This is a genomic window from Luteimonas rhizosphaericola (assembly GCF_029888045.1).
In the GTDB taxonomy this organism is placed as follows: domain Bacteria; phylum Pseudomonadota; class Gammaproteobacteria; order Xanthomonadales; family Xanthomonadaceae; genus Luteimonas; species Luteimonas rhizosphaericola.
The window spans coordinates 302,006-327,734 of the sequence record NZ_JARXRN010000025.1 but is presented as its reverse complement, the minus strand read 5'-3'; the positions used below and the strand labels follow the sequence as shown (position 1 = coordinate 327,734).

23 protein-coding genes are annotated in these 25,729 nt (G+C 71.4%); 15 read left to right on the top strand and 8 right to left on the bottom strand.

All coding sequences use genetic code 11. From position 1 onward, the window contains the following. Positions 1-34: 34 nt before the first annotated feature. Positions 35-1,978: an acetate--CoA ligase gene (gene acs, locus QFW80_RS10785; RefSeq protein WP_280601931.1), complete on the bottom strand. Its 1,944-nt coding sequence runs from the start codon at positions 1,976-1,978 to the stop codon at positions 35-37. A 209-nt stretch (positions 1,979-2,187) separates the two neighbouring features. Here acs and QFW80_RS10780 point away from each other — a divergent pair, with 209 nt between their 5' ends. The 4 genes from QFW80_RS10780 (at position 2,188) to QFW80_RS10765 (ending at position 6,258) form a co-directional block, all read left to right on the top strand. Then, the gene (locus QFW80_RS10780; protein ID WP_280601930.1) at positions 2,188-3,591 is read left to right on the top strand and encodes a DcaP family trimeric outer membrane transporter; all 1,404 of its coding nucleotides are present in this window, start codon (positions 2,188-2,190) and stop codon (positions 3,589-3,591) included. A 105-nt stretch (positions 3,592-3,696) separates the two neighbouring features. Next, on the top strand, positions 3,697-3,954 hold the full coding sequence (locus QFW80_RS10775; protein WP_280601929.1) for a DUF4212 domain-containing protein: 258 nt from the start codon (positions 3,697-3,699) through the stop codon (positions 3,952-3,954). A gap of 18 nt (positions 3,955-3,972) precedes the next feature. Further along, positions 3,973-5,793, top strand: coding sequence for a sodium:solute symporter family protein (locus tag QFW80_RS10770; RefSeq protein WP_280601928.1), 1,821 nt, complete (start codon positions 3,973-3,975; stop codon positions 5,791-5,793). A gap of 105 nt (positions 5,794-5,898) precedes the next feature. Further along, a complete protein-coding gene (locus QFW80_RS10765; protein WP_280601926.1) occupies positions 5,899-6,258 on the top strand; it encodes a hypothetical protein in 360 nt (119 codons plus the stop codon). 60 nt (positions 6,259-6,318) lie between these two features. On the opposite strand, the gene QFW80_RS10760 is transcribed toward QFW80_RS10765, so the two are convergent. The 4 genes from QFW80_RS10760 to QFW80_RS10745 all read right to left on the bottom strand — a co-directional run bounded on the left by QFW80_RS10760 (position 6,319) and on the right by QFW80_RS10745 (position 10,958). Next, entirely contained in the window at positions 6,319-6,987 is a 669-nt protein-coding gene (locus tag QFW80_RS10760; protein WP_280601924.1) for a hypothetical protein, read from the bottom strand. A 52-nt stretch (positions 6,988-7,039) separates the two neighbouring features. After that, positions 7,040-7,723, bottom strand: a complete 684-nt coding sequence (locus tag QFW80_RS10755) for an exonuclease domain-containing protein (RefSeq protein WP_280601922.1) — start codon at positions 7,721-7,723, stop codon at positions 7,040-7,042. After that, positions 7,720-9,573 carry a DUF294 nucleotidyltransferase-like domain-containing protein gene (locus QFW80_RS10750; RefSeq protein WP_280601921.1) on the bottom strand — a complete coding sequence of 618 codons (1,854 nt, stop codon included), beginning with the start codon at positions 9,571-9,573 and terminating at the stop codon, positions 7,720-7,722. Before QFW80_RS10750 ends, QFW80_RS10755 begins: the two co-directional genes overlap by 4 nt. Positions 9,574-9,644: 71 nt before the next feature. Continuing rightward, positions 9,645-10,958, bottom strand: coding sequence for an MFS transporter (locus QFW80_RS10745; protein WP_280601920.1), 1,314 nt, complete (start codon positions 10,956-10,958; stop codon positions 9,645-9,647). A gap of 222 nt (positions 10,959-11,180) precedes the next feature. On the opposite strand from QFW80_RS10745, the gene cyoA reads away from it, so the two are divergent. The 7 genes from cyoA (at position 11,181) to QFW80_RS10710 (ending at position 17,996) form a co-directional block, all read left to right on the top strand. Next, complete coding sequence (cyoA, locus tag QFW80_RS10740) at positions 11,181-12,218, top strand: ubiquinol oxidase subunit II (protein ID WP_280601918.1); 1,038 nt, start codon at positions 11,181-11,183, stop codon at positions 12,216-12,218. Between the two features lie 79 nt (positions 12,219-12,297). Next, entirely contained in the window at positions 12,298-14,271 is a 1,974-nt protein-coding gene (gene cyoB / locus QFW80_RS10735; RefSeq protein ID WP_280602218.1) for a cytochrome o ubiquinol oxidase subunit I, read from the top strand. Beyond that, a complete protein-coding gene (cyoC, locus tag QFW80_RS10730) occupies positions 14,264-14,890 on the top strand; it encodes a cytochrome o ubiquinol oxidase subunit III (protein WP_280601917.1) in 627 nt (208 codons plus the stop codon). The genes cyoB and cyoC overlap by 8 nt, the downstream gene beginning before the upstream one ends. Beyond that, entirely contained in the window at positions 14,890-15,267 is a 378-nt protein-coding gene (gene cyoD, locus QFW80_RS10725) for a cytochrome o ubiquinol oxidase subunit IV (RefSeq protein WP_280601915.1), read from the top strand. Before cyoC ends, cyoD begins: the two co-directional genes overlap by 1 nt. A 102-nt stretch (positions 15,268-15,369) precedes the next feature. Beyond that, complete coding sequence (locus QFW80_RS10720; protein WP_280601913.1) at positions 15,370-16,164, top strand: SURF1 family protein; 795 nt, start codon at positions 15,370-15,372, stop codon at positions 16,162-16,164. Beyond that, entirely contained in the window at positions 16,115-17,467 is a 1,353-nt protein-coding gene (locus QFW80_RS10715; protein ID WP_280601911.1) for an ATP-binding protein, read from the top strand. The genes QFW80_RS10720 and QFW80_RS10715 overlap by 50 nt, the downstream gene beginning before the upstream one ends. Continuing rightward, on the top strand, positions 17,457-17,996 hold the full coding sequence (locus QFW80_RS10710; protein WP_280601909.1) for a response regulator transcription factor: 540 nt from the start codon (positions 17,457-17,459) through the stop codon (positions 17,994-17,996). The genes QFW80_RS10715 and QFW80_RS10710 overlap by 11 nt, the downstream gene beginning before the upstream one ends. A 28-nt stretch (positions 17,997-18,024) precedes the next feature. Here QFW80_RS10710 and sctU read toward each other — a convergent pair whose 3' ends face one another. Further along, positions 18,025-19,128, bottom strand: a complete 1,104-nt coding sequence (gene sctU, locus QFW80_RS10705; RefSeq protein ID WP_280601907.1) for a type III secretion system export apparatus subunit SctU — start codon at positions 19,126-19,128, stop codon at positions 18,025-18,027. Between the two features lie 209 nt (positions 19,129-19,337). On the opposite strand from sctU, the gene QFW80_RS10700 reads away from it, so the two are divergent. The 3 genes from QFW80_RS10700 (at position 19,338) to QFW80_RS10690 (ending at position 21,417) form a co-directional block, all read left to right on the top strand. Then, the gene (locus tag QFW80_RS10700) at positions 19,338-19,640 is read left to right on the top strand and encodes a hypothetical protein (RefSeq protein ID WP_280601906.1); all 303 of its coding nucleotides are present in this window, start codon (positions 19,338-19,340) and stop codon (positions 19,638-19,640) included. Between the two features lie 124 nt (positions 19,641-19,764). After that, entirely contained in the window at positions 19,765-20,445 is a 681-nt protein-coding gene (locus QFW80_RS10695) for a hypothetical protein (RefSeq protein WP_280601904.1), read from the top strand. Between the two features lie 102 nt (positions 20,446-20,547). Continuing rightward, positions 20,548-21,417, top strand: a complete 870-nt coding sequence (locus tag QFW80_RS10690) for a hypothetical protein (protein ID WP_280601902.1) — start codon at positions 20,548-20,550, stop codon at positions 21,415-21,417. Positions 21,418-21,621: 204 nt separating this feature from the next. Here QFW80_RS10690 and QFW80_RS10685 read toward each other — a convergent pair whose 3' ends face one another. Further along, positions 21,622-22,455, bottom strand: a complete 834-nt coding sequence (locus tag QFW80_RS10685; RefSeq protein ID WP_280601901.1) for a sulfite exporter TauE/SafE family protein — start codon at positions 22,453-22,455, stop codon at positions 21,622-21,624. A gap of 46 nt (positions 22,456-22,501) precedes the next feature. Here QFW80_RS10685 and QFW80_RS10680 point away from each other — a divergent pair, with 46 nt between their 5' ends. Continuing rightward, a complete protein-coding gene (locus QFW80_RS10680) occupies positions 22,502-24,427 on the top strand; it encodes a lytic transglycosylase domain-containing protein (protein ID WP_280601900.1) in 1,926 nt (641 codons plus the stop codon). On the opposite strand, the gene QFW80_RS10675 is transcribed toward QFW80_RS10680, so the two are convergent. After that, the gene (locus QFW80_RS10675; RefSeq protein WP_280601898.1) at positions 24,424-25,680 is read right to left on the bottom strand and encodes a hemolysin family protein; all 1,257 of its coding nucleotides are present in this window, start codon (positions 25,678-25,680) and stop codon (positions 24,424-24,426) included. The genes QFW80_RS10680 and QFW80_RS10675 overlap by 4 nt on opposite strands. Between the last annotated feature and the right edge of the window lie 49 nt (positions 25,681-25,729).

Sequence of the window (25,729 nt, the reverse complement as noted above, 5' to 3'; positions counted from 1 at the left end):
CGTTCCAGCGCGCACGTCGCCCGGCGCGCCACGGTCACGCCCCGTGCCGATGCCTGACCAGCGAATCGACCACCGACGGATCAGCCAGGGTGCTGGTATCGCCGAGCTGGTCGGGCGCGTTCTCGGCGATCTTGCGCAGGATGCGGCGCATGATCTTGCCCGAGCGCGTCTTCGGCAGGCCCGGCGCCCACTGCAGGAAATCGGGCGAGGCGATCGGCCCGATCTCCCGGCGCACGTGCGCCACCAGTTCCTTCAGCAACTCGTCGCTCTCGGCCTCGCCCGCCACCAGGGTGACGTAGGCGTAGATGCCCTGGCCCTTGATGTCGTGCGGGAAGCCGACCACCGCGGCCTCGGCCACCTTCGGATGCGAGACCAGCGCGCTCTCCACCTCGGCGGTGCCGATGCGGTGGCCGGAGACGTTGATCACGTCGTCCACGCGCCCGGTGATCCAGTAATAGCCGTCGGCGTCGCGGCGGCAGCCGTCGCCGGTGAAGTACATGCCCGGATAGGCCTTGAAATAGGTGTCGATGAAGCGCTGGTGGTCGCCGTAGACGGTGCGCATCTGCCCCGGCCAGGAATCGAGGATCACCAGGTTGCCCTCGGTGGCGCCCTCGAGCAGCTGGCCGGCGGCGTCGACCAGCGCCGGCTGCACGCCGAAGAACGGCAGCGTCGCCGAGCCGGGCTTGAGGTCGATCGCGCCCGGCAGCGGCGAGATCAGGATGCCGCCGGTTTCGGTCTGCCACCAGGTGTCGACGATCGGGCAGCGGCTGTCGCCCACGACATCGAAGTACCAGCGCCAGGCTTCCGGGTTGATCGGCTCGCCCACGCTGCCGAGCAGGCGCAGCGAGGCACGCGAGGTCGCCTTCACCGGGCCCTCGCCCTCGCGCATCAGGGCGCGGATCGCGGTCGGCGCGGTGTAGAAGATGGTGACCTTGTGCCTGTCGATGACCTGCCAGAAGCGCGAGTAGTCCGGGTAGTTGGGCACGCCCTCGAACATCAGCGAGGTCGCGCCGTTGGCCAGCGGGCCGTAGACGATGTAGCTGTGGCCGGTGACCCAGCCCACGTCGGCGGTACACCAGTAGACGTCGTCCTCGCGCAGGTCGAACACCGCCTCGTGGGTGTAGCTGGCGTAGAGCAGGTAGCCGCCTGTGGTGTGCAGCACGCCCTTGGGCTTGCCGGTGGACCCGGACGTGTAGAGGATGAACAGCGGGTCCTCGGCGTTCATGCGCTCGGCCTCGCACTCGGCCGGCTGCGGATCGACCACCGCGTCGTACCAGCGGTCGCGCGGCATCTGCATGTCGACCGCGGCGCCGGTATGGCGCACCACCAGCACGGTCTCCACGGTGCTGGTCCCGGGCAGCTTCAGCGCCGCGTCCACGTTCGCCTTCAGCGGCACCTTGCGGCCGCCGCGCAGGCCCTCGTCGGCGGTGATGATCAGCTTGGACGCGCAGTCGGACACGCGGTCGGCGATCGAATTCGGCGCGAAGCCGCCGAACACCACCGAATGCACCGCGCCGATGCGGGCGCAGGCCAGCATCGCCACCGCGGCCTCGACGATCATCGGCAGGTAGATGGTGACGCGGTCGCCCTTCTCCACGCCCAGCGCGCGCAGGGCGTTGCCCAGCCGGCACACGCGCTCGTGCAGTTCGCGATAGCTGACGTGGCGCGGCGCGGTCTCGGGGCTGTCGGCTTCCCAGATCAGCGCGGTCCGGTCGCCGCGCGTGGCCAGGTGGCGGTCCAGGCAGTTGACGCTGGCATTGAGCTCGCCGTCGTCGAACCAGCGGATGCGGAAATCCTCCAGCGCGAAGCTCACGTCGCGCACGCGGGTGGGGGCTCGGAACCAGTCCAGCCGCTGCGCGGCGCGGCCCCAGAACGCGTCGGGGTCGTCCACCGAGGCCCGGTAGTCGCGCTCGTACGCGGCGCGATCGATGCGCGCGTGCGCGGCGAACTCCGGATTGACGGGGTAGATGTCGCTCATGTCGCCCTCCCGAGGCAGTGTTGCCAGCCACCGACCGGCGTCCATGCGCCAGTGTGCCGCATCGCGTGCGTGTTGCGACGCAACAGCGCGCTTGGACTTTGGTCGCACGCGGCGGCCACCCTCGACCAAAGACGAATAGGCACCGCCGCCCCCGGCGCGCAGCCTCGCCGTGCGGGTGTGTGACCAACATTCTCTGGGAGGGGAACTTCATGACTAGACGCAGGCCGATCCGGCCGCTTGCGGCCGCTTTGACGCTGGCCCTGATCGCGCCGGGGGTGGCGTTCGGGCAGACCGCGAAGGAACGCGAACTCGAGGCGCGCATCGCCCAGCTCGAGGCGCAGGTGCAGGCGCTGCTGCAGGGCCAGCAGCAGACCCAGGCCACGGTGGAACAGACGCAGGCGTCGGTGGCCGCCACCCAGACCCAGCTCGACGAAGTCCGCGTGGCGCAGGGGGCTCCGGGCGACGGCAAGCCGCGCATCCAGTCCGCGCCGATCCTGACCGGCGGCAACCCGGGCAGCGTGTTCTCGTACGGCGGCTTCATCAAGCTCGACGCGATGACCACCGACACCAGCGACGGGGCGATCGCGGAGGGCTCGGCCGGACGCCTGTTCTACGTGCCCGCCACGATCCCGGTGGTGGCCAACGGCGCCGAGCCCGACACCGATCCGTACACCGACTTCCACGCCGCATTCTCGCGCTTCTGGCTGGCGGCGGACTGGACCAGCGAGGGCGGCGACAAGTTCCGCGGCTTCATCGAGGCCGACATGTTCGGCGGCGGCAGCGCCAACCTCGGCAACGAGGTCGCCACCAACACCCATGGCGTCACGCTCCGGCACGCCTACGTGACCTGGAACAAATGGCTGGCCGGCCAGACCTGGTCGAACTTCCAGGACGTCGCGGCCCTGCCCGAGGCGGTGGACTTCGTCGGCGTCACCGAGGGCACCACCTTCGTGCGCCAGGCGCAGGTGCGCTACACCAGCGGCCCGTTCTCCATCGCCCTGGAGAACCCGCTCACCACCGTCAGCAGCGTCGACACCGCCGCGCGCAACAGCGCCGGCGGCAGCAACCTGATGCCGGACGTCACCGCGCGCTGGGTCGGCAAGGGCGACTGGGGCCACTTCAGCGTCGCCGGCCTGCTGCGCCAGCTCAAGAGCGGCGACGAGAGCACCAGCGGCGCGGCGGTCAGCCTGTCGGGCCGCTTCAACCTCGGCGACAGCGACGACATCCGCTGGATGGCGAACTACGGCTCGGGCATCGGCCGTTACCTGGCCTTCGGCCTCGGCGCCGATGCGGTGCTCGACGCCAATGGCGAACTGCACTCGCAGACCGGTGCCGGCGGCTTCGTGGCCTGGCGGCACGCGTTCACGCCGCAGCTGCGCAGCAACCTGATGTATTCGGTGGCCGAGTTCGACAACGACCGCGGCCTGGCCGGGTGGGGGCCGGGCAGCTGGGCGGCGATCGAGCGCGCGCAGTCGTTCCACGCCAACCTGATCTACTCGCCGTTCCCGAAGCTGGACATCGGCGCGGAGGTCAGCTGGGGCGAGCGTGCGCTGGAGGACGACCGCAAGGGCGACCTCAAGCGCATCCACACCACGGTCAAGTATTCGTTCTAGCCGCGTCCGGGCCGGGTCGCCGCCGATTTGGTGGCGGCCCGGCCGGTTCCGTTCCAGGGCCCGTTCCGGCAATCGTTCCCGCAGATCCACGGAGGCATGTCACCCATGAGTGCAGACACCGAACACTGGCGCAAGACGCGCAACCTGACGATCGCCCACCTGCTCGTCTGGTTCGTCTTCGCGTTCCTGATCCACTGGTTCGCCCACGACATCAACAACATCCGCTTCCTCGGCTGGCCACTGGGCTACTACATGGCCGCGCAGGGGTCCCTGGCCGTGTTCGTGGTCCAGCTGTTCCTGTTCAGCCGGCAGCAGCACGCCATCGACGTGAAGTACGGCGTCCACGAAGAAGACGAAGTCTGACAACCGAGGGGATACGTCATGGCACTGCAATTCGAAGGCAAGTCCTTCACCCAAAGCCTGCCGAAGATCTACGCGATCTACACCGGCGGGTTCCTCGCGTTCTTCGCGCTGATGGCGGTACTGGAGCAGTTCGGGCTCAGTGCGCGCGCGATCGGCCTGAGCTTCGTCGCCTTCACCATCGCCATCTACGCCTTCATCGGCGTGATCTCGCGCACGGCCGCGGCCGACGCGTATTACCTGGCGGGCCGCAGCGTGCCGCCGGTGTTCAACGGCATGGCGACGGCGGCCGACTGGATGTCCGGCGCCTCGTTCGTGGCGATGGCCGGCGGCATCTTCATGTCCGGCTACCCGTACCTGGCCTTCGTGGTCGGCTGGACCGGCGGCTACATCCTGGTGGCCACTTTGATGGCGCCGTACCTGCGCAAGTTCGGCTGCTACACGGTGCCGGACTTCATCGGCACCCGCTACGGCGGCAAGCTGACGCGGTTCTGCGCGATCGTGGTGCTGATGGTGGCGTCGTTCACCTACGTCACCGCGCAGATCACGGCGACCGGCACGATCGCGGCGAGAGCGTTCCTGATCCCGTTCGAGCTGGCCTGCTGGCTGGGCCTGATCGGCATCCTGGTGTGCTCGATGCTCGGCGGCATGCGCGCGGTGACCTGGACCCAGGTGGCGCAGTACATCGTGCTGATCGTGGCCTACATCCTGCCGATTGTGTGGATGTCCGGCGCACAGGGCTTCGGCTGGTTCCCGCAGCTGCAGTACGGCCCGGCGGTGGAACGCATCCAGGAGCTCGAGCCGCTGCTGGGCGTGGGCACCGCGCCGGTGGACACCGTGACCGGGCTGTCGGCCCTGACCACGCTGCACGCCTCGCCGGCGGACGGCGCGCTGGCCGCGTGGCAGTTCGTGACCCTGGCGTTCTGCATGATGGTCGGCACCGCATCGCTGCCGCACATCCTGATGCGCTACTTCACCACGCCTTCGGTCAAGGCCGCGCGCAGTTCGGTCGCCTGGTCGCTGTTCTTCATCTTCCTGCTGTACTTCTCCGCGCCGGCCCTGGCCACGCTGAGCAAGCTGTCGCTGTTCGATCCCAACCTGGCCAGCTCGATCTTCGGCAAGGCGATCGCGGACGTCGAAGCGCTCAGCTGGGTGCGCAACTGGGGCGAGATCGGCCTGGTGGCGATCCGCGACTCCAACGGCGACGGCATCCTGCAGATCAACGAGTTCTTCCTCAATCCCGACATCATCGTGCTGGCCACGCCGGAGTTCGCCGGCCTGCCCTACGTGATCTCGGGCCTGGTGGCCGCGGGTGGCCTGGCGGCGGCGCTGTCGACCGCCGACGGCCTGCTGCTGGCCATGGCCAACACCCTGTCGCATGACCTGTACTACAAGATCATCGACCCGAAGGCCGAGACCCGGAAGCGCCTGCTGACCGCCCGCGTCCTGCTGCTGGTGATCGGTGCGGCCGGTGCGGCGGTGGCGTCAATGCGGCTGGAAGGCATCCTCGGCGCGGTGGCCTGGGCCTTCTGCTTCGCGATGTCGGGCCTGTTCGCGCCGCTGGTCCTGGGCGTGTGGTGGAAACGGGCCAACCGCGCCGGCGCGGTCGCCGGCATGGTGGTCGGCCTGATCGCGGGCTGGGGCTACCTGCTCGCGGTGCGCAACGGCATGACGCCGTGGCTGGGCCTGGACCACCTGCGCTTCGGCGTGGTCGGCGTGGTGGCGAGCTTCATCGCCATGATCACCGTCTCGCTGCTGACGCCGGCGCCGGACGAGGAGATCCAGCGCATGGTCGACGAGGTGCGCATCCCGCGCGGCGACGCCCTCGTGCGCCACCACTGACGGACCCGCGGTGCAACCGGATGCCGGGGCGAGGCGACTCCCCCGGCATCTTTTCTTTGTGAGAGCATGGCCGCGAAGGCCGTAGATGGGGAGCCGCGACGACGCATGGTGACCGGAGTTCCGCTGTACGCGGTCGTGATCGACTACCTGCTGGGCATGGTGATGTGGACGCTGATCGGGCGCTTCGGCATGCGCCTGTTCCTGCCGGAGGAAAGCAGGTTCTTCTTCAGCCGCTTCTTCGTCCGCGTCACCGACCCGCTGCTCAAGCTGTTCAAGCCGATCACGCCGGGCTTCCTGGTGCCGGCGATGGTGCCGCTGTACGTGGCCTGGTTCTTCTTCATGGCCCGCTTCTACGTGCTGCCCTGGGCGCTGGGCTACTCGGTGATGGGGATGCTCTCGTTCCCGCTCGAAGGCCAGATCGCGCAGGGCCTGTACTGGATCGTGTCGAAGCTGCTGGGCAGCTGAGGCGGACGGCTATCGCGCTGTCGGCATGGCGGGGGCGATGCCGCCCGCCGCGCGCGGTCGTCAGTCCGCGAACGCGCGGTCGACCGCCTGCGCATCCAGCAAGGCGCGCAGGTCACGGCGAACCTCCTGCCAGTGGTAGCGCACCGAATTGCGCACCACCTCCTCGTCCAGCCGCATCAGGGTCTCGACGATCGGCGCATGCCGCACCAGGGCCGCGGGACTCTCGTGGAAGCAGCCTTCGTCGTCACCGACCTGGCTCCACGGCGTGAGCGCGATGCGCGCACGCACCCGTCCGGCGTGTTCGACGAAGCCGTCGTCGGCCTCGGCCGGCACGCCGGTCTCGTCGAGCGTGCGCTCGAGCTGGCCCCGCATCATCGCGCCGACGCGGTCCTCGGCCATCCCGCCGCGCGCCAGCAGGCCGCCGGCATAGACGCTCAGGTCCGACAGGCTGGCCAGCCACATGTGCCATTTCGCGGCATTGAGCAGTTCGACGAAGCCGTCGTTCTCGAACAGTTCCGGGTAGCGCTGGCCGGCGCGCGTGCGCATGTAGCCGTACAGGCTGGTCTGGGCGATGAAGCTCGCGCGCGAGGAGACGAAGCCGCGCAGCGCCTCGGGATCGCGCACCGGCTCGCGGCGCACGCGGCCGCCGATGCCGAGGTAGTCGCGGGCCGTGTCGAGGAAGCCGGCGATGCGGGAGCGGGCGCCGCCGGTGTCGTGGGGCTGGGTCATTGCGCGCGGACATCCTGCCGTCGGGACATGGACTGTGACCGAAGCCGGCGCACTAGTCGAGGTCGCGCAGGCGCACGCGGGCGCCGCCGCCGAGCGCCTCCACCTGCGCCAGCAGCAGCTCGCCGCAGGCCAGCGCGTCCGACACCGCCGAGTGCTGCGCATGCGGCGCCAGGCCATGCCGTTCGCGCGCCGCGGCCAGGGTGAGCGCACCACCGTGTTCGTCGACCCGCCCGCCGCCGCCCTCGAGCACGGTGCGCGCAAGCACCAGCGTGTCGATGAAGGGGTTGGGCAGCGCGACGCCGCCATGGCGCCGCAGCAGCGCGCGCAGGAAACCGCGCTCGATGCCCGCCGCGTGCGCCGCGATCGCGCGCCCGGACAGCGCGGGCAGCAGCGCCTGCAGCAGCGCGGCCTCGTCGCTGGCCTGGGCCAGGTCGCTGTCGAACAGGCCGTGGATGGTCGCGCTCTGGCCGACGCCCGCCTCGCCGCGCGGCCGCACCCGCACCTCGCGCGCCTCGCCCATGCGCAGGCGGCCGCGGTCGATCGGCACCCAGCCGGCGGAGAGGATCTGGTCGCGCGCCGGATCCAGGCCGGTGGTCTCGAAGTCCAGCGCCAGCACCGGCAGCGCCTCGAACGGGGTCGCCGGCGACGGAAGCGCCACCGCGAGCGCCTCGCGCTGCGCCGGCAGCCGGCAGCGCGCACGCGCGCGGGCCAGCCGCCACGTGCGCCAGGGGTTCACGGAAAATCCTGCTTCAGCGCGTCCTGCGCTTCGCGGATGACCAGGAAGGCGTCGCGCAGCGCGCTGCGCTCGGCGTGGCCGATGCGACGCACGTCGAGATGGTTGTGTGGGGCCTCGCCGCGGCGCGCGAGGTCGGCGTGCAGGCGCACGCGCAGCCCGCACAGCAGGCGGTAGGCGCCGTCGAGGCGGTCGCCCTCGGCGCGGTCCATCGCCCCGCGCGCGACCAGCGCGGCGATGCGCTCGCGGGTCGAGGCCACGGTCACCCCGCCCTGCAGCGCGCGCACGCGCACCAGGTCGGTCAGAGGCAGCAGGCCGGCGGCCTTGATCTCGAGGGTGTCCCGGTGCTCGCCCTGTCGCTGCAGCACGAACTGGCGGAAGAACCCGAGCGGGACGTCGTACTGCGCGGCCTGCCGCGCCAGCGCGCTCAGGAACACGGCGCGTCCGCGGCCGCCGGCGCAGTCGGCCATCGCCTCGCGGATGCGCGCCACCAGGCCGGCGTCGCCGTCGATCCCGCGCAGGTCGAAGAAGATGCTCACCCGCAATACCGCGGTCGGGTCCGGCAGCGTGGCCCAGCGCGCGAAATGCCGCAGCCAGCCCGACAGCGGCTGCCGCCATTCCGGCGTGGTGGCCATGATGCCGCCCGGGCAGTACACGTAGCCGCAGGCGTCGAGGCCGTCGCTGACCTCGCGCGCCAGCGCCGCGTACCAGGCGTCGGCACCTGCGGGCGCATCGTCGGCGTAGACGATGCCGTTGTCCTGGTCGGTGCGCAGGCTCTGCTCCTCGCGCGCCTGCGAACCGAAGGCCAGCCACGCCCACGGCGCCGGCGCCGGGCCCAGGCGCGCCTGTGCGAGGTGGATCAGGCGCCGGGTCACCGCATCGGCGAGGGTGCTCATCACCTTGGGCACTTCCTCGGCGCGCAGGCCCGAGGCCAGCAGCAGTTCGAACAGCTGCGGGATCCGCCGGCACACGTCGACCACGCCTTCGCGGGTGTCCTGCTTCTGGATCTGCGCCGCGAGGTAGAGCGGATGGTGGGTCTGCAGGCTGAGCAGGTCGCGGGTGGTGACCATGCCCACCACCGCGCCCTCGCGGACCAGCGGCAGGTGGTGGATGCCGCGGCCGGCCATGGCCACGATGGCCGAGAGCACCGGGCTGTCGGCGTCGAGCGTCAGCGGCGCGGAGGTCATCACCTCGGACACCGGCGTGGACGGATCGCGGCCCTGCGCGAGCACCCGGTTGCGCAGGTCGCGGTCGGTGAGGATGCCCTCGAGTTCGCCGCCCTCGCCCACCAGCAGCGAGGACACGCCGTGCGCGGACATCGCCCGCGCCGCCTCCGCCACCGGCGTGACGCGCGGCACCGAGATCGGCGCGCGCCGGGCCAGCTGCGACAGCGGGGTGAGGAACAGGGTCGCGGTCTGCTTGCCCGCCGCGCTGCCCTCCAGCGCACCGACCAGGCGCTGTTCCAGACTGCGGATGTAGAAGTCGTCGAACGCGCGCGAGGCCGCGCGCAGGTCGTCGAACGCCGCGCGCGGCATGCACCACAGCAGGCTGTCCTCGATCAGGACGGCGCGGAACCGCACCGGCCGTGCGCCCAGCAGCGACTGCAGGCCGAAGCTCTCGCCCTCGCCGTAGCGACCGACCAGGTTGCCGGCGCCGTCGCGGGTCTCGACCGCGCCGCGGCGCACCAGCCACAGGGTGTCGTTGGCCTCGCCGATGCGCAGCACCTCGGTGCCGCTGCGGCGGTACACCGCCTCGAACGCCGCGGCCGCGCGCCGCAGCTGCGGCGGCGCCAGGCCGTCGAACGGCGGCGTCTGCGCGAGGAAGCCTTCGACATCGGCGAGCGGGCTGTCCATGGCGGCGATGGTAGCGCCGCCGCGCGGCCGCGGCGGGCGACCGCGACCAAGGTCGAGTGCGCCGCGGGGCGTCAGCTCTTCAGCCGCAGCGCCCGGTTCACGCCCAGCGCGGCGAGGGTGCCGATCGCGCCCGACAGCAGGTACAGGCCGATGTAGGGCAGGCCGAACTCCGCGCACAGCCCCAGCGCCACCAGCGGCGCGAACGCGGCGCCGATCAGCCAGGCCAGGTCGGAGGTGAGCGCGGCGCCGGTGTACCGGTAGCGGCTGCCGAAGTTGGCGGTCACCGCGCCGGCCGCCTGGCCGTAGGACAGGCCCAGCAGCACGAAGCCCAACAGCACGAACACCACCTGCCCCGGGCCGCCGGCGCCGAGCAGGGTGGGCGCGAAGCCGCTGTACATCGCGATCGCCACCGCCGTACCGCCGAGCGTACGCGCGCGGCCGACGCGGTCGGCGATCATGCCCGAGGCGACGATGCCCGCCGCCGCCAGCACGCCGCCGAACACCTGCAGCAGCAGGAAGCCGCTGACCGAGTCCTCGGTGAACAGCTCGATCCACGACAGCGGGAAGATCGTGACGATGTGGAACATCGCGTAGCTGGCCAGCGCCGCGAACGCGCCGATGAACACGTGCCGGCCGCGGCCGCGGAACAGTTCGCCCACCGGCGTGGGCTCAAGTTCGAGCTCGCCCATCTTGTCCTGGTACTCGTCGGCCACCACCAGCCGCAGCCGCGCGAACAGCGCCACCACGTTGATCGCGAACGCGGCGAAGAACGGATAGCGCCAGCCCCAGGCGTAGAAGTCCTCGGGCGACAGGCTCGAGATCAGGAACGCGAACAGCGCCGAGGCGACGATGAAGCCCACCGGCGCGCCCAGCTGGCCGAGCATCGCGTACCAGCCGCGGCGCTCCTTGGGCGCGTTGAGCGCCAGCAGCGACGGCAGCCCGTCCCACGAGCCCCCCAGCGCCACGCCCTGCAGCACCCGGAACAGCGCCAGCAGCACGATCGCCGCCGCGCCGATGGCGCCGTAGCCGGGCAGGAACGCGATGCCCGCGGTCGAGGTGCCGAGCAGGAACAGGGCCACGGTGAGCTTGGTGCTGCGGCTCCAGCGCTGCTGCAGCCACATGCCCAGCACCGTGCCCAGCGGCCGGGCGACGAAGGCCAGGGCGAAGATCGCGAACGCGTACAGGGTGCCGGTCAGCGGTTCGGCGAAGGGGAAGAACACCTTCGGGAACACCAGCGCCGAGGCGATGCCGTAGACGAAGAAGTCGAAGTATTCAGAGCCGCGACCCACCACCACGCCGACCGCGATCTCGCCCGGCGCGATGTCCTTGTGCGCCCGCGTCCCGTGGTCGTGGGCGGAATGGATGGCGTCTGGATGGGCGGACATCGTCGGGTGGCTCGTCTCGCGGGGCGGCCGGCCGCAGCCGGAAGGGGGTCGGGCCGCCGGTGGCAGTGGCGGCGACGCCAGTGTCGCAGCGACGCGCGTGCGAAGCGATGGGACAAAACGTCCAATGGTCCGGCATCGGCGCGCTGACTACATTGATCCGGATCAAGCGCCATGCCGATTCGAGCCCCCATGCCCGCCTTCCCACGCGCCCTGCCCCGGTGGATGCTGCCCATCGCCGTCCTGCTGCTGTCCGGCTGCAGCACCGTCGTGCTGTCGCCGCCCGGCGACGTGGCGGCGCAGCAGGGGCGGCTGATCCTGGTCGCCACCGGGCTGATGCTGCTGGTGATCGTGCCGGTGATCGCGCTCACCTTCCTGTTCGCCTGGCGCTACCGCGCCTCCAACCGCAAGGCCACCTACACCCCGGACTGGGACCACTCCACCCAGCTGGAGCTGGTGATCTGGGCGGTGCCGCTGCTGATCATCATCGCGCTCGGCGCGGTGACCTGGATCAGCACCCATCTGCTCGACCCGCACCGGCCGCTGGAGCGCATCGCGCCCGGGCGCCCGGTGCCCGAGGACGTGCAGCCGCTGGAGGTGCAGGTGGTGTCGCTGGACTGGAAGTGGCTGTTCGTCTATCCCGAGTACGGCGTGGCCTCGCTCAACCAGATGGCCGCCCCGGTGGACCGCCCGATCCGCTTCCGGCTCACCTCGTCGACCACGATGAACGCGTTCTACGTGCCAGCGCTGGCGGGCATGGTCTACACCATGCCGGCGATGGAGACCACGCTGCACGCGGTGATGAACGCGCCCGGCACCTACAAGGGCTTCTCCTCGCACTACAGCGGCGAGGGCTTCTCGCACATGCGCTTCGACTTCATCGCGCTCGACGACGCGGGCTTCGCGCAGTGGATCGAGACCGCGCGCGCCGGCGGCGCGACGCTCGACCGCGCCGGCTACCTCGCGCTGGAAGCGCCCAGCGCGCGCGAACCGGCGCGCCTGTATGCCAGCGTGGCGCCGGACCTGTTCGACGCGGTGGTCAACCGCTGCGTCGACACCGACCGGCTGTGCATGGACCAGATGATGGCCTTTGATGCGATGGGCGGGCTGGGGCTGGAGGGCATCGACGCGCTGGCCATGCCACGCCGCGGCCGCCTCGATGCCGGCCCGTTCGTCAGCGCCGGCGTGTGCACCGTGGACGAGGCGCGCGCGCTGGTGCCGCCGTCCCGCCCCGTCTTCGCCGGCGGCCTGCAGGCGCCCTGACCCGCGCCCTGCCGACACCCCGTTCTTCCGGACATTCCTTCAGATGGCTTTCGATCCCTCCACCGTCGAGACGTCCCCGCTGACCGGCCGCATGGCCTGGGACGCGATCCCGATGCTGCACGACCCGATCATCGCCGCGACCTTCGTCGGCACCTGTCTCGGCGGCCTGGCGCTGGTGGCGGTGATCACGAAGTACCGGCTGTGGGGCTGGCTGTGGAACGAATGGTTCACCAGCATCGACCACAAGAAGATCGGCATCATGTACATGGTGCTGGGCCTGGTGATGCTGCTGCGCGGCTTCGCCGACGCGATCATGATGCGCCTGCACCAGGCGATGGCCTTCGGCGACAGCATGGGCTACCTGCCGCCCCACCACTACGACCAGATCTTCACCGCCCACGGCGTGATCATGATCTTCTTCGTGGCCATGCCGCTGGTCACCGGGCTGATGAACTACATCGTGCCGCTGCAGATCGGCGCGCGTGACGTGGCGTTCCCGTTCCTCAACAACTTCAGCTTCTGGATGACCACCGCCGGCGCGATGCTGGTGATGCTGTCGCTGTTCTTCGGCGAGTTCTCCACCTCCGGCTGGCTGGCGCTGTCCAACCTCGGCAACCAGAGCCCGTGGGTGGGGCTGGACTACTACATCTGGGCGCTGCAGATCGCCGGCGTGGGCACGCTGCTGTCGGGCGTGAACCTGCTGGTGACCATCATCAAGATGCGCGCGCCCGGCATGGGCCTGATGAAGATGCCGGTATTCACCTGGACCGCGCTGTGCACCAACGTGCTGATCGTGGTCTCGTTCCCGGTGCTGACCGCGGTACTGGCGCTGATGACGCTCGACCGCTACGTGGGCACGAACTTCTTCACCAGCGACCTCGGCGGCAATGCCATGCTGTACGTGAACCTGATCTGGATCTGGGGCCATCCGGAGGTCTACATCCTGATCCTGCCGGTGTTCGGCGTGTTCTCCGAGATCGTCTCGACCTATTCGGGCAAGCGCCTGTTCGGCTACAGCTCGATGGTCTACGCCACGGTCTGCATCACGGTGCTGTCGTACCTGGTGTGGCTGCACCACTTCTTCACCATGGGCTCGGGCGCGAGCGTCAACTCGTTCTTCGGCATCACCACGATGATCATTTCGATCCCCACGGGCGCGAAGATCTTCAACTGGCTGTTCACCATGTACCGCGGGCGCATCCGCTTCGAGGTGCCGATGCTGTGGACCATGGGCTTCATGGTCACCTTCGTGGTCGGTGGGATGACCGGCGTGCTGCTGGCGGTGCCGCCGGCGGACTTCGTGCTGCACAACTCGCTGTTCCTGGTGGCGCACTTCCACAACGTGATCATCGGCGGCGTGGTGTTCGGCCTGTTCGCGGCGATGACGCACTGGTTCCCCAAGGCGTTCGGCTTCCGGCTGGACGATTTCTGGGGCAAGGTCTCGTTCTGGTTCTGGCTGGCCGGCTACTGGCTCGCGTTCACGCCGCTGTACGTGCTCGGCCTGATGGGCGTGACCCGGCGCATGAGCCACTTCGACGATCCCTCGCTGCAGATCTGGTTCCAGATCGCGCTGCTGGGCGCGGTGCTGGTGGCGATCGGCATCGCCGCGTTCCTGTGGTGCATCGCGGTCAGCTTCCGCCGCCGCGAGCAGCTGCGCGACGTCACCGGCGACCCCTGGGACGGGCGCACGCTGGAATGGTCGACCTCCTCGCCGCCGCCGGAATACAACTTCGCCTTCACCCCGGTGGTGCACGACAACGACGCCTGGGCCGACATGAAGCGGCGCGGTTTCAGGCGCCCGGAGAGCGGCTTCGTGCCGATCCACATGCCGCGCAACACCGGCGCCGGCGTGATCCTCTCGGCGTTGAGCACGGTCTGCGGATTCGCCCTGATCTGGCACATCTGGTGGCTGGCGGCGGTGTCGCTGCTGGCGACCGTGGTGTACGCGATCTGGCACAGCTTCGACCGCGACCGCGACTACCACATCCCCGCGCAGACCGTGGCCGCGACCGAGGCCGCGCGCACGCAGCAGCTGAGCAGCGTCCATGTCTGAGTCCATCGCCCTGTCCCACGCCGACGGCAGCCCGGTGTTCCTGGACACCGCCGGCCGCCACCATCCCGAGAACGGCACCCTGCTGGGCTTCTGGATCTACCTGCTCAGCGACCTGATGATCTTCGGCAGCCTGTTCGCCACCTTCGGGGTGTTCGCGCAGAGCTATGCCGCGGGGCCGTCGGGCCGCGACCTGTTCGACCTCAAGCTGATCGCGGTCAACACCGCGGTGCTGCTGGTGTCGTCGATCACCTACGGCTTCGCGATGATCGCGATGCTCCGGCGCAAGGCGCGCGCCACCATCGGCTGGCTGGCGGTGACCGGCCTGCTCGGGCTGGCGTTCCTCGGGATCGAGCTCTACGAGTTCCAGCACCTGATCCACCTCGGCGCCGGGCCGCAGCGCAGCGCGTACCTGTCGGCATTCTTCGCCCTGGTCGGCACCCACGGCCTGCACGTGCTGTTCGGCGTGGTGTGGCTGGTGGTGCTGTGCGTGCAGGTCGGCCGCTGGGGCCTGAACCGCACGACCACGCGCCGCATCGCCTGCCTGTCGCTGTTCTGGCATTTCCTCGACGTCGTCTGGATCGGCGTCTTCACCTTCGTCTATCTCATGGGCGTGCTGTGATGAGCGACCATTCCCACGATCCGCACGACGACTTCCTCGAGGACGGCATCCCGCACGTCAGCGTGAAGGAGTACGCCACCGGCTTCGGCCTGTCGGTGGTGCTGACCGCGATCCCGTTCTGGCTGGTGATGGCCAAGGTGCTGCCGACGCCGACGATCACCCTGCTGGTGATCCTGGCCTTCGCGATGGTGCAGGTGGTGGTGCACATGGTGTACTTCCTGCACATGAACCCGAAGTCCGAGGGCGGCTGGAACCTGCTCGCCCTGATCTTCACCGCGGTGCTGCTCGTGATCGTGCTGATCGGCACGCTGTGGGTGATGCACCACATGAACACGAACATGATGCCGTCGATGCACGACGTGGAACGCATGCTCTAGCGTCGCCGCGCCGCCTCCACGCGCCGGATGTCCGCCGGCGCGCGGCGCGGCTGGAGCGCGGCGCCACGAAGCGACACGCAGCCCTTGCGCCACACCGCCGCCATGACCCCGCATCCCGCCCCCGCGCCGCGCCGCGCCCGCAAGTTCGCCTTCCTGGCGCTGCTGGCGGCGCTGTTCGCGATGTTCTGCGCGCTCGGCACCTGGCAGGTGCAGCGGCTGCAGTGGAAGCGCGACCTGATCGCGCGGGTGGATGCGCGGGTGAGCGCCGAGCCGGTGGCCGCGCCGGGGCGCGCGGCCTGGGGCGGGATCGACCGCGCCAGCGCGGAGTACCGGCGCGTGGTGGCGCGCGGACGGTTCCTGCCCGGCCGCGACACCCGCGTCGACGCGCTCACCGCACTCGGCCCCGGCGACTGGATCCTCTCTCCTCTGCGCACCGTCGACGGCGATACGCTGCTGGTGAACCGCGGCTTCGTGCCGGCCGGCGAGACCGCCGCGCCCGCGCCCGGCGGCGAGGTGCGGGTGCAGGGCCTGCTGCGGCTCGACGAACCCGACGGCCGCATCCTGCGCGCCAACGTGCCGGCGCAGGAGCGCTGGTATTCGCGCGACGTGCACGCGATCGCCGCCGCGCGCGATCTCGGCGCCGTGGCGCCGTACTTCATCGACGCCGCCTTCGACCCCGCCGCCGCGCCCTGGCCGCGCGGCGGCATGACCGTGGTACGGTTCCGCGACCACCACCTGCAGTACGCGCTGACCTGGTTCGCGCTGGCGCTGATGGTGGCCTTCGCCGCGTGGCGCGTGCTGTCCGGGCCGCTGCCGCGGCGCCGGGTTCCGCCCACCGATCCCCCCGATGCCGCACGCCGCCACGCCGCCCTCGCCGACCGACCCGATCGCCGCTGATCCGCGCGTCGCCGTGCGCGCGACCGGCGACAGCGCCGGGGTCAACAACATGCGTCAGCTGGTCCAGCTGCGCTGGATCGCGGTGGTCGGCCAGCTGCTCACGATCGTGGTGGTGCACGCCGGGCTCGGGATCACGCTGCCGCTGCAGCCGATGCTGGCGGTCCTCGCGGCGCTGGCCACGTTCAACGCGCTGGCGATGCTGCGCTGGCGCGGCCCCAGGCGCGTCACCAACACCGCGCTGCTGCTGGGCCTCCTGGCCGATGTCGCCGCGCTCACCGCGCAGCTGTACCTGAGCGGCGGCATCGCCAACCCGTTCGCATTCCTGTACCTGCTGCAGGTGGTGCTGGCGGCGGTCCTGCTCAAGCCCTGGTCGAGCTGGGTGATCGTGGCGCTGACCAGCGCCTGCGTGGTCGGACTGGCGCTGTTCCCGGGGCCGGTGACGCTGCCGGCCAGCGAGGAAGGTGGGCTGTCGGATCCCTACGTGTTCGGCCTGCTGCTGTGCTTCATGCTGATCGCGACCCTGCTGGTGGTGTTCATCACCCGGATCGGCCGCATCATCCGCGCCCGCGACGCGCGCCTGGCGGCGCTGCGCCAGCGCGCGGCGGAAGAGGAGCACATCGTGCGCATGGGCCTGCTGGCCTCCGGCGCCGCGCACGAGCTGGGCACGCCGCTGTCGACCCTGGCGGTGATCCTGGGCGACTGGCAGCACCTGCCGCACTTCACCTCCGACCCCGAGCTGCTGCAGGACGTGAGCGAGATGCAGGCGCAGGTGCTGCGCTGCAAGGCGATCGTCTCGGGCATCCTGGCCTCGGCCGGCGAGACCCGCGGCGAAGCGCCGCGCGGCACCACCCTGCGCGCCTTCCTCGACGGCCTGGTGGACGAGTGGAACCGCAGCCGCAGCGTGCGGGGGTTCCGCTACGACGACCGCATCGACGAGGACGTCCCGATCGTCGCCGACGCCGGCCTGCAGCAGATGCTGTGGAACATTCTCGACAACGCGCTCGAGGCCTCGCGCTCGCGGGTGACGCTGGAAGCCGCGCGCACGGCCGAGGCGGTGGTGTTGCGGGTCCGCGACGACGGCCCCGGCTTCAGCGAGGGGATGCTCGAACGCCTGGGCACGCCCTACCAGTCGAGCAAGGGCGCGCCCGGCCGCGGCCTGGGGCTGTTCCTGTCCGTGAACGTTGCGCGCACGCTCGGGGGTACCATCGAAGCGGGCAACGAGCCCGCCGGGGGCGCGTTGGTGACGATCACCCTGCCGCTGCCGGCGCTGTCGCTGGAACACGAGGAAGACGATGCACGCTGACCCGCGCCGCCTGCTGATCGTCGAGGACGACGCCGCGTTCGCGCGCACGCTGTCGCGCTCGTTCGAACGCCGCGGCTACGAGGTGCGCACCGCGGCCGGACTCGACACGCTCGAGCCGCTGCTCGAGCAGTTCGCGCCCAGCCACGCCGTGGTCGACCTCAAGCTGGCCGGTGGCGGCTCCGGGCTGGCCTGCGTCAAGGCGCTGCACGCGCGCGATCCGGACATGCTGATCGTGGTGCTCACCGGCTACGCCAGCATCGCCACCGCGGTCGAGGCGATCAAGCTCGGCGCCCGCCACTACCTGGCCAAGCCGTCGAACACCGACGACATCGAAGCCGCGTTCGCGCGCGAGGGCGGCGACGAGGAGGTCGAGCTCACCCGCCGCCAGACCTCGATCAAGACCCTGGAATGGGAGCACATCCACGAGGCGCTGGCCGCAGCCGACTTCAACATTTCCGAAGCCGCGCGCCAGCTCGGCATGCACCGCCGCACGCTGGCGCGCAAGCTGGAGAAGCAACGGGTGAAATGACGCCGTTGCGCGACGGCGCACGCGGCGATCACTCCGCGTCCGGCTCCCGGTACACCGTCTCGATGTCGTCGCCGCGGTCGCGGCGCACGTTCTCGGCCCAGTGCAGCACCTCGGCCACGGCGTCGAAGAAGTCGCTGCCGATGTAGTCGTCCAGCTCCACCTGCTCGTTGAGTCCGCGCGCCAGCGGCACGTTCTGCAGGATCGGGATGCCTTCCTCCTGCGCGGTCTTCTTGATCAGTTCGGCGAACGCGCCCTCGCCCTTGGCCACGACCACCGGCAGGTCGGTCTCGCCCGGTTCGTACTGCAGGGCGACGGCGATGTGGGTGGGGTTGGTCACGACGACGTTCGACTTGCGCACGGCCGAAAGCATGTTCTGCTGCGCCCACTCCTGGTGCAACTGCCGGCGGCGCTGCTTGACGTAGGGGTCGCCCTCGTTCTCCTTGACCTCCTGGCGGATGTCGCGCCGGCTCATGCGCAGCTTCTTGGTGTAGGAGAACTTCTGGTACCACACGTCCAGCGCCGAGACGAAGAAGAACACCGCGATCGTCCACACCGCGATCCACTTCACTCCGTGCCAGAACGCCGCCGCCATCGCCTGCGGCGGGGCGTAGGGGAGCTTGAGCAGCCACTCCATCATCCCGCGCAGCACGATGTAGCCGATGCCGAGCATCGCCGCGCACTTGAGGATCGACTTCACCAGCTCGACCAGGTTGTCCATCGAGAACATGCGCTTGATGCCCTCGACCGGATTCATCTTGTCCATGTTCGGCGTGATCTTCTTGATCGACGCGACCGGCCCGACCTGCAGGAACTCGATCAGCACCCCGAGCGCGAGCGTCATCGCCATCAGCGGCAGGCACACCCACATCAGCGTCTCGAACGCCAGCTGCCCCAGCCGCGGCAGCACGATGTGGAACGGCTGGCCGATCGCCTCCAGGCTCTGGTCGAACAGCGCCTGCAGCCGCCCGTAGATGAACGCGGCCAGCATGCCGCCGAGCGCGATCCAGCCGAGCAGCAGCACGGTCGCGGTGAGCTCCTTGCTCTTGGCGACGTTGCCTTCCTTGCGCGCGTCGCGGATCTTTTTCGGGGTGGGCTTTTCGGTCTTGTCGGCGCCCTGGTCCTTGTCGGCCATTGCCGTGTCCCGTGCTGGGGGAGGTCGCGCCGGCCGAGGCTAGCACGCCGTCCCGCCCGCCCCGGTCGAGGCCGCACGCGATCCGCGCATGAACGTCCGCCGCGCGCGCCCACGGGCCTAGGGGCGACCCGAGGTGACAGTCGGATGACACGCTCGCTAGAGTGTGCCCATCGCCGGGAACGGCCCTATCAGACCCCTCGCACGCCGCAATGAGCAGCATCGGTTCCACGCCCCCGGGCCTGAACACCGCCGGATTCGATCCGGGCGGGCAGGTCTCGCTCGACCAGGCCCGCCAGCAGGGCCTGCTGCGCGCGGATGGCGGGCTGGGCGAGGCCGATGCCGCTCCGGCGGCGCTGGTGGATCCGGGCGAATCGCTGCTCAACCATGCCGCCTGGCCCGAGGGCGGCCTGCGCGCGCTGCCCCGCCAGGACGCCTTCGGTGCGCAGCTGGCCGGCCTGGACCGCGCCGAGGCCGCGAACGCCGCGGTCGACGGCATCCTCGCCGCGCTCTGAATCCACGCACCGGCGGCCCCCACGGCGGGGTCGTCCGCACGCGCGGCGTCGCCATCCGCAGCAGCGTGAGCGTGCGTCCGACGCGCGGGCCGATAATGGGCGCCTGTTCCCGTCGCAGCGCCACATGTCCACCACTCCACCCACCGCCGAACAACTGCGTGATGCCGCCGGCCGGCTGGTCGCGGCGCTGGGTGCGCACGACGATCCCGAATACCGCCTGGCGGTGCTCAAGCGCCTGTCCCGGCGCCTGGGCGAGGACCAGTACCCGATGTTCCTGCGCCTGCTCGGGGTGGTGGCCGAAAGCGACGACCGCGAGGCGAAGCGCCTGCTGGCCGACACCGTGGCCACCGCGCTGCGGCGCGCCGACCTGCCCGGCGGCGCGCTGAGTTCCTGGGGCGCGACCCGCCTGCCGGACGACGTCACCGGGCTCACCGCGGGCGCGCTGTCGGGCCACTTCTTCGGTGCCTCGCCGCGGCGGATGCTCGGGCCGGTGGAATACCTGCTGGTCTGGCACCTGCAGCGCACCCAGCGCACCTCGCTGGGCGTGGACACCTTCCGCACCCAGCTCGCCCGGCTGGTCGACCTGCTCGACCACAGCCCGGACGCGCGCCAGCTGTATCCGCAGAAGCTGGCCGCCGACGCCCAGAACGAGCTCGAAGGCGCCTACACCCGCGCCACGCGGACCCGGCTGGCGGCGATCGCCGCGGCCTGGCAGGCCGGCCGCACGCCCGAGGAGGTGGCCCAGGCCGCGCTCGATGCCGCCCATGCCGACCTGCCGCCGGGCTGGGTGGTGCGCGACCTGTAGCCGCGGGCGCGGGACGCGACCCCGGCCACGATTCGCACCGCGCGCGGTTGCCGCCCGTGGCCGCAGTCGCCAAGATGCGGCGACGCGGGTCGGGGAGAGGTCGTGGCGATGGGGACACGGGCGCTGGCCCTGCTGTGCGTGCTGGTGGTCGCCCTCGCCGCGGGCCTGGCCGGGTGCGAACGGCGTCCGGGCGCCGAGACCGCGGCCCCGGCCGAGCCGGCCACGCCGGGCGAAACCGTGCGCCGCCTGACCGCGCACCTGGTCGCCAACGACCTCGAAGCCTTCGCCCGCGACGCGGTCACCCCGCAGGTGCACGCGCAGCTCGAGCAGGCCTGGCGCGAGGGCCGCACCCGCTGGCCGCTCGACCAGCTGCCGTTCGCCCAGCACCTGCCGCGCGCGATGGCCGCGCTGTCGGCGCCGGATGCCGAGCAGACGCTGCAGCAGGGGTTCGACCGCCAACTGGCCAATGCCAGCCTCGCCTCGGCGGCCGAGTTCCTCACCGTGTTCACGGTGCAGTACATCACCCAGCAAGGGGATTTCAGCGTCGGCGAGCGCGAGCACTACCCGCAGCTGGTCCAGGCCCTGGGCACCTGGGCCGGGCGGGCTCCGATCGGCGACCGGGCGCGGGCGCGCGCGACGATCGCGCGCATGGCCGCGGCCGCGCGCGAGGCCGCGCTCGACAGCGACGCCGCCTTCGCCGAGGCGGGAATGGCCGCCGGCCTGCAGCGCATGTCGCGGGTACTGGCGGCCGGCAAACTGGTCCTGTCCGGGTACGGACTGGACCTGGACGCGGACCTGCGCGCAATCGACGTGCAGCTGCTCTCGCAGACCGGCGACCTGGCCCGCGTGCGGATGCAGTACGCGCTGGCGGGCACGCCCATCGACACCATCGTCCAGCTCGAGCGCCGCGACGGCACGTGGTACGTGAGCGATTTCCTGCGCCATGCCGAGGCGGCGGTGGCGACGGACTAGGCAACGGAATCTGCCCCCGTGCCGCAGCGCGGGGAATGCGGCCGCGTGGCCCGCGGCGTTCGCAGGGAGCGAACAGCGGCGACAGCCCCGAGCGCGTGGGCCTGCCCGACTTCCGGGTGGCGCGCCATGGCTGCGCTGTGACGGCCGCGGCGTCGCATCGACTGGCGTCGGGCGCACCGGCGCGCCGCCTGCCCTGTCCCGCCCTCAGAGCAGGATGCCGACTCCCACCAGCACCATGAACACGGCGAACACGCGCCTGAGCGCCGGGCCGCTGATCGCATGCGCGAGCCGCGTGCCGAGCGGCGCGGCCATGACCGACGCCAACGCGATGCCGATCGCCGCGGGCAGGTAGATGTAGCCCAGCGCGTACTCCGGCAACGCGCCCGCGGGTGCGTGGGCCGCGTAACCGGCCGCACTCGCCAGCCCGATGAAGATGCCGCAGGCCGAGGACGTGCCCACCGCGCGCACCGGCACCACGCCACGCCACACCAGCAGCGGCACGGTCATGCTGCCGCCGCCGATGCCCACCACCGCCGACACCGCGCCGATGCCGCCGCCGGCCACGCTCATCGGCCAGCCGGTCGGCGCCCCGGCGGTGGCGGTCGTGCCGGCGCGTGGACCACCGAAGGCCATCTGCGCCGCGACCAGGAAGCAGTACAGGGCGACGCACCAGCGCAGCACGTCGCCGGCGAGCGCGACCGCCACCAGGCTGCCCAGCCAGCCGCCGAGCAGCAGCCCCGGCACCATCCATGCCACCGTCGGCCACAGCACGCTGCCGCGGCGATGGTGCGCGCGCGCGGACGACGCCGCGGTCAGCACGATGCTCGCCAGCGAACTGGCCAGCGCCGCGTGCATCGCCGCCTCCTGCGGCACGCCGTACGCCGGCAGCAGCCACACGAGCGCACCGATCAGCACCAGCCCGCCACCGATGCCGAGCAGGCCCGCCAGCACGCCCGCGGCCACGCCCAGCAGCGGGAACACCCACCAGCCCTCGATCATGCGCGCGCCTCGCGCACGCGCGACGCGGACGGGAAGCATCGCGGATCGGGCAATGAATTCATGGGGCCTTCGCTATAGTCGGGGCATGTCGATTCCACGCCTGACCATCGTACTCGCCGCCGCGCTGCTGGCCGTGCTGCCCGCGCGCGCGCAGCCCACCGACGCCGCACTGCGCACCGCACTCGAGGCCGCCGAACGCGGCCTGCCCGCGCCGGCGCTGGCCGCCGACCATCCCGCCGCACGCTGGGTGGAGATGGCGGTGCTGCGTCGCAACCTCGACACGCTGCCGAACGCGCAGGCCCAGGCCTTCCTGGCCCGCTACCGCGGCGAGGCGGTGGCCGGCGTGTTCCGCGAAGCCTGGCTGCGCGCGCTGCTCAAGCGACAGGACTGGAGCGGCTATCGCGCCGCCTGGTCGGACGACGTGCGCACGCCGGCGCTGCGCTGCGCCGAGCTCGACGCCCGCCAGCGCACCGGCGCCGCCGACGCGCAATGGACCCGCGACGCGCAGGCGATGTGGCGCAACGGCGCCTCGCTGCCGGACGAATGCGATCCGGTGTTCGCGGCGCTGGCCGCGCGCGGCGGCCTCACCGATGCGCTGCGATGGGAGCGGCTGGAACTGGCCGCCGCCGAGTGGAACCCGGGCGTGATGCGTGCCGCCGCGCGCGGCCTGCCCGCCGGCGAGCTGGCGCTCGCGAACGACTACGCCGCGTTCGTGCAGGCGCCGCACCCGCGCGCCGCGCAGTGGCCCAGGACCGCGCGCAGCCGGCTGGTGGCCTCGCACGGACTGGCGAAGTTCGCCAAGGACGATCCGCTCGCGGCCGAGGCCCAGCTGCCTGCGATCGCCCGCGCCCTGGCGTTCGGCGAGACCGAGCGCGGGCGCGTGCTGTACCAGGCGGCGCTGTGGACGGTTGCGTCCTACCTCCCGGACTCCCCGCGCCTGCTCGCCCTGGTGCCCGCCAGCGCCTACGACGAGCGCCTGCACGAATGGCGCGTGCGCGATGCGCTGGCGCGCTCGGACTGGGCGGCGGCGCTGACGGCGCTGCGCGCGATGCCCGACTCGCAGCGCGCCGATTCGCGCTGGCAGTGGTTCGAGGCGCGGATGCTGGAACTTACCGGCGATCGCGACGGCGCCCGCACGGTGTTCGCGCGCGCGGCGCGCAGCGCCGACTTCCACGGCTTCCTCGCCGCCGACCGGCTCGACCAGCCCTACGCACTGTGCCCGTGGATGCCCGACTGGACCGCGGCGCAGAAGGCCGCGGTCGCGAAGGATCCGGCGCTGGTGCGCGCGCTGGCGCTGTACCGCGCCGAGCGCGCGGCCTGGGCGGTGCGCGAATGGAACGACGCGCTGTCGCGCTTCGACGACGCCCAGCGCCGGATCGCGGTGGAAGTGGCGCAGGAGCACGGCTGGTTCGACCGCGGCGTGTTCGGGCTGGGCAAGTCGCCGGACGAGAACCGGCTGTACACGCTGCGCTTCCCGATCCACCACGCCGACGTGATCCAGCGCGAGGCGCGCCGCAACGGGCTCGACCCGGCCTGGGTGGCGGCGGAGATCCGCGCCGAGAGCGTGTTCAACCCGCGCGCGCGCTCGCCGGCCGACGCGCGCGGACTGATGCAGGTACTGCCCTCCACGGCGGCCGCGGTCGCGAGGCGCCTGGGCATGGCCTGGAGCGGCGCCGAGCGCCTGTACGACCCGGAGACGAACATCGCCCTGGGCACCGCATACCTGCGCGAGAAGGAGGAGATGTACGGCAAGCCCTACGTGGCCATCGCCGCCTACAACGCCGGCCCCACGCCCACCTCCCGCTGGCTCGCGCAGCGGCCCGGGCACGACGCGGATCTGTGGATCGAAACCATCAGCTACAAGGAAACGCGCGAGTACGTGGCGCGCATCCTCGCCTTCAGCGTGATCTACGACTGGCGCATGTTCGGCAAGGCGGCGCCGGTGAGCGACCGCATGCACGGCGTCGCGGGCACGCCGCGCAAGGCCTTCGCCTGCCCGGCGCCGGCCTAGTCGTCGCGCGGCGCCTGGTCCGCGCCAGGCGGCTGCGACCCCGCGGCGGACGCGTCGACCGGCGACGCGGCGTGCGCCTGCCAGACCACGCCCCGGCGCGCGGCGCGCCTCTGCCAGCGTTCGCGGGCCAGGCGCTGCATGTCGGTGGCGCGGTCGCGCTCGTCGACGATCTCGTCGCCCAGCAGGGTCTCGACCACGTCCTCCATCGACACCAGGCCCACGGTGTCGCCGTATTCGCCCACCACCAGCGCGATCTGCTGGCGCCGCTCGAGCAGGAACTCCAGCAGCGCGCCCAGCGGCATGCTGTCGGCGACGGTTGCCAGCGGCCGCGCCAGGTCCGCGACCGCCTCGCCGCCGCGCCCGGCGGCTTCGGCCTGGCGCAGTTCGTCGCGCAGCACGAAGCCCGCGATATCGTCGATGTCGTTCGCGTACACCGGGAGGCGCGAGAACGGCTGGGCCTTCGCGTCGGCCAGCGCGTCGGCGACCGGCGTGTCGGACGCGAGCGCGGCGACCACCGGCCGCGGCGTCATCACGTCGCGCGTGCGCAGCGTGCCCATCGCGAACAGGTTGCGCAGGATGCGCGACTCGCGCGGGTCCAGGTCGCCGCTGGCCTCGCCCATCCCGGCCATGGCCAGGAATTCCTGGCGGTTGAACCCCTCAGCCTGGTGGCCACGTGCCAGCAGGCGGGTCAGCAGTTCGGAGACCACGATCAGTGGATACAGCAGCACGATCATCGCGCGGATGAACCACGCCACCGGCGCGGCCAGCCGGCGCCAGTACAGCGCGCCGAGCGTCTTGGGCACGATCTCGGACAGGAACAGGATCAGCAGGGTCGCCACCGCCGAGAACACGCCCACCCACGCGCTGCCGAACACCACGGTGGCCTTGGCGCCCGATCCGACGGCGCCGACCGTGTGGGCGATCGTGTTGAGCGTGAGGATCGCCGCCAGCGAGCGGTCGATCTTGTCCACCCGGAGCGTCTGCAGCCGGTCCGCCAGCGCCGGGCGCGTGGCGCGCAGCCCCGCGACGTAGGACGGCGTCATGCTCAGCAGCGCGGATTCGGCGATCGAGCACAGGAACGACAGCACGATCGCGCCGAACAGGTAGGCCAGCATCAGCGCCACGTCGGCGGGCGTGCCGGACGGCGCCACGTCCGCGGTCGGGGCCGCGCCGGCGGCGAGGGCCGCCGCCGGCAGGAGCACGGCGGCGGCGGCGCACCCGCGAGCGGACGCGCGTAAACGGAAGGACTTCATGGCCCGAGTATAGGCGCCCGATGAGCGGTGGCCGCGTGAGGCCGTCGCT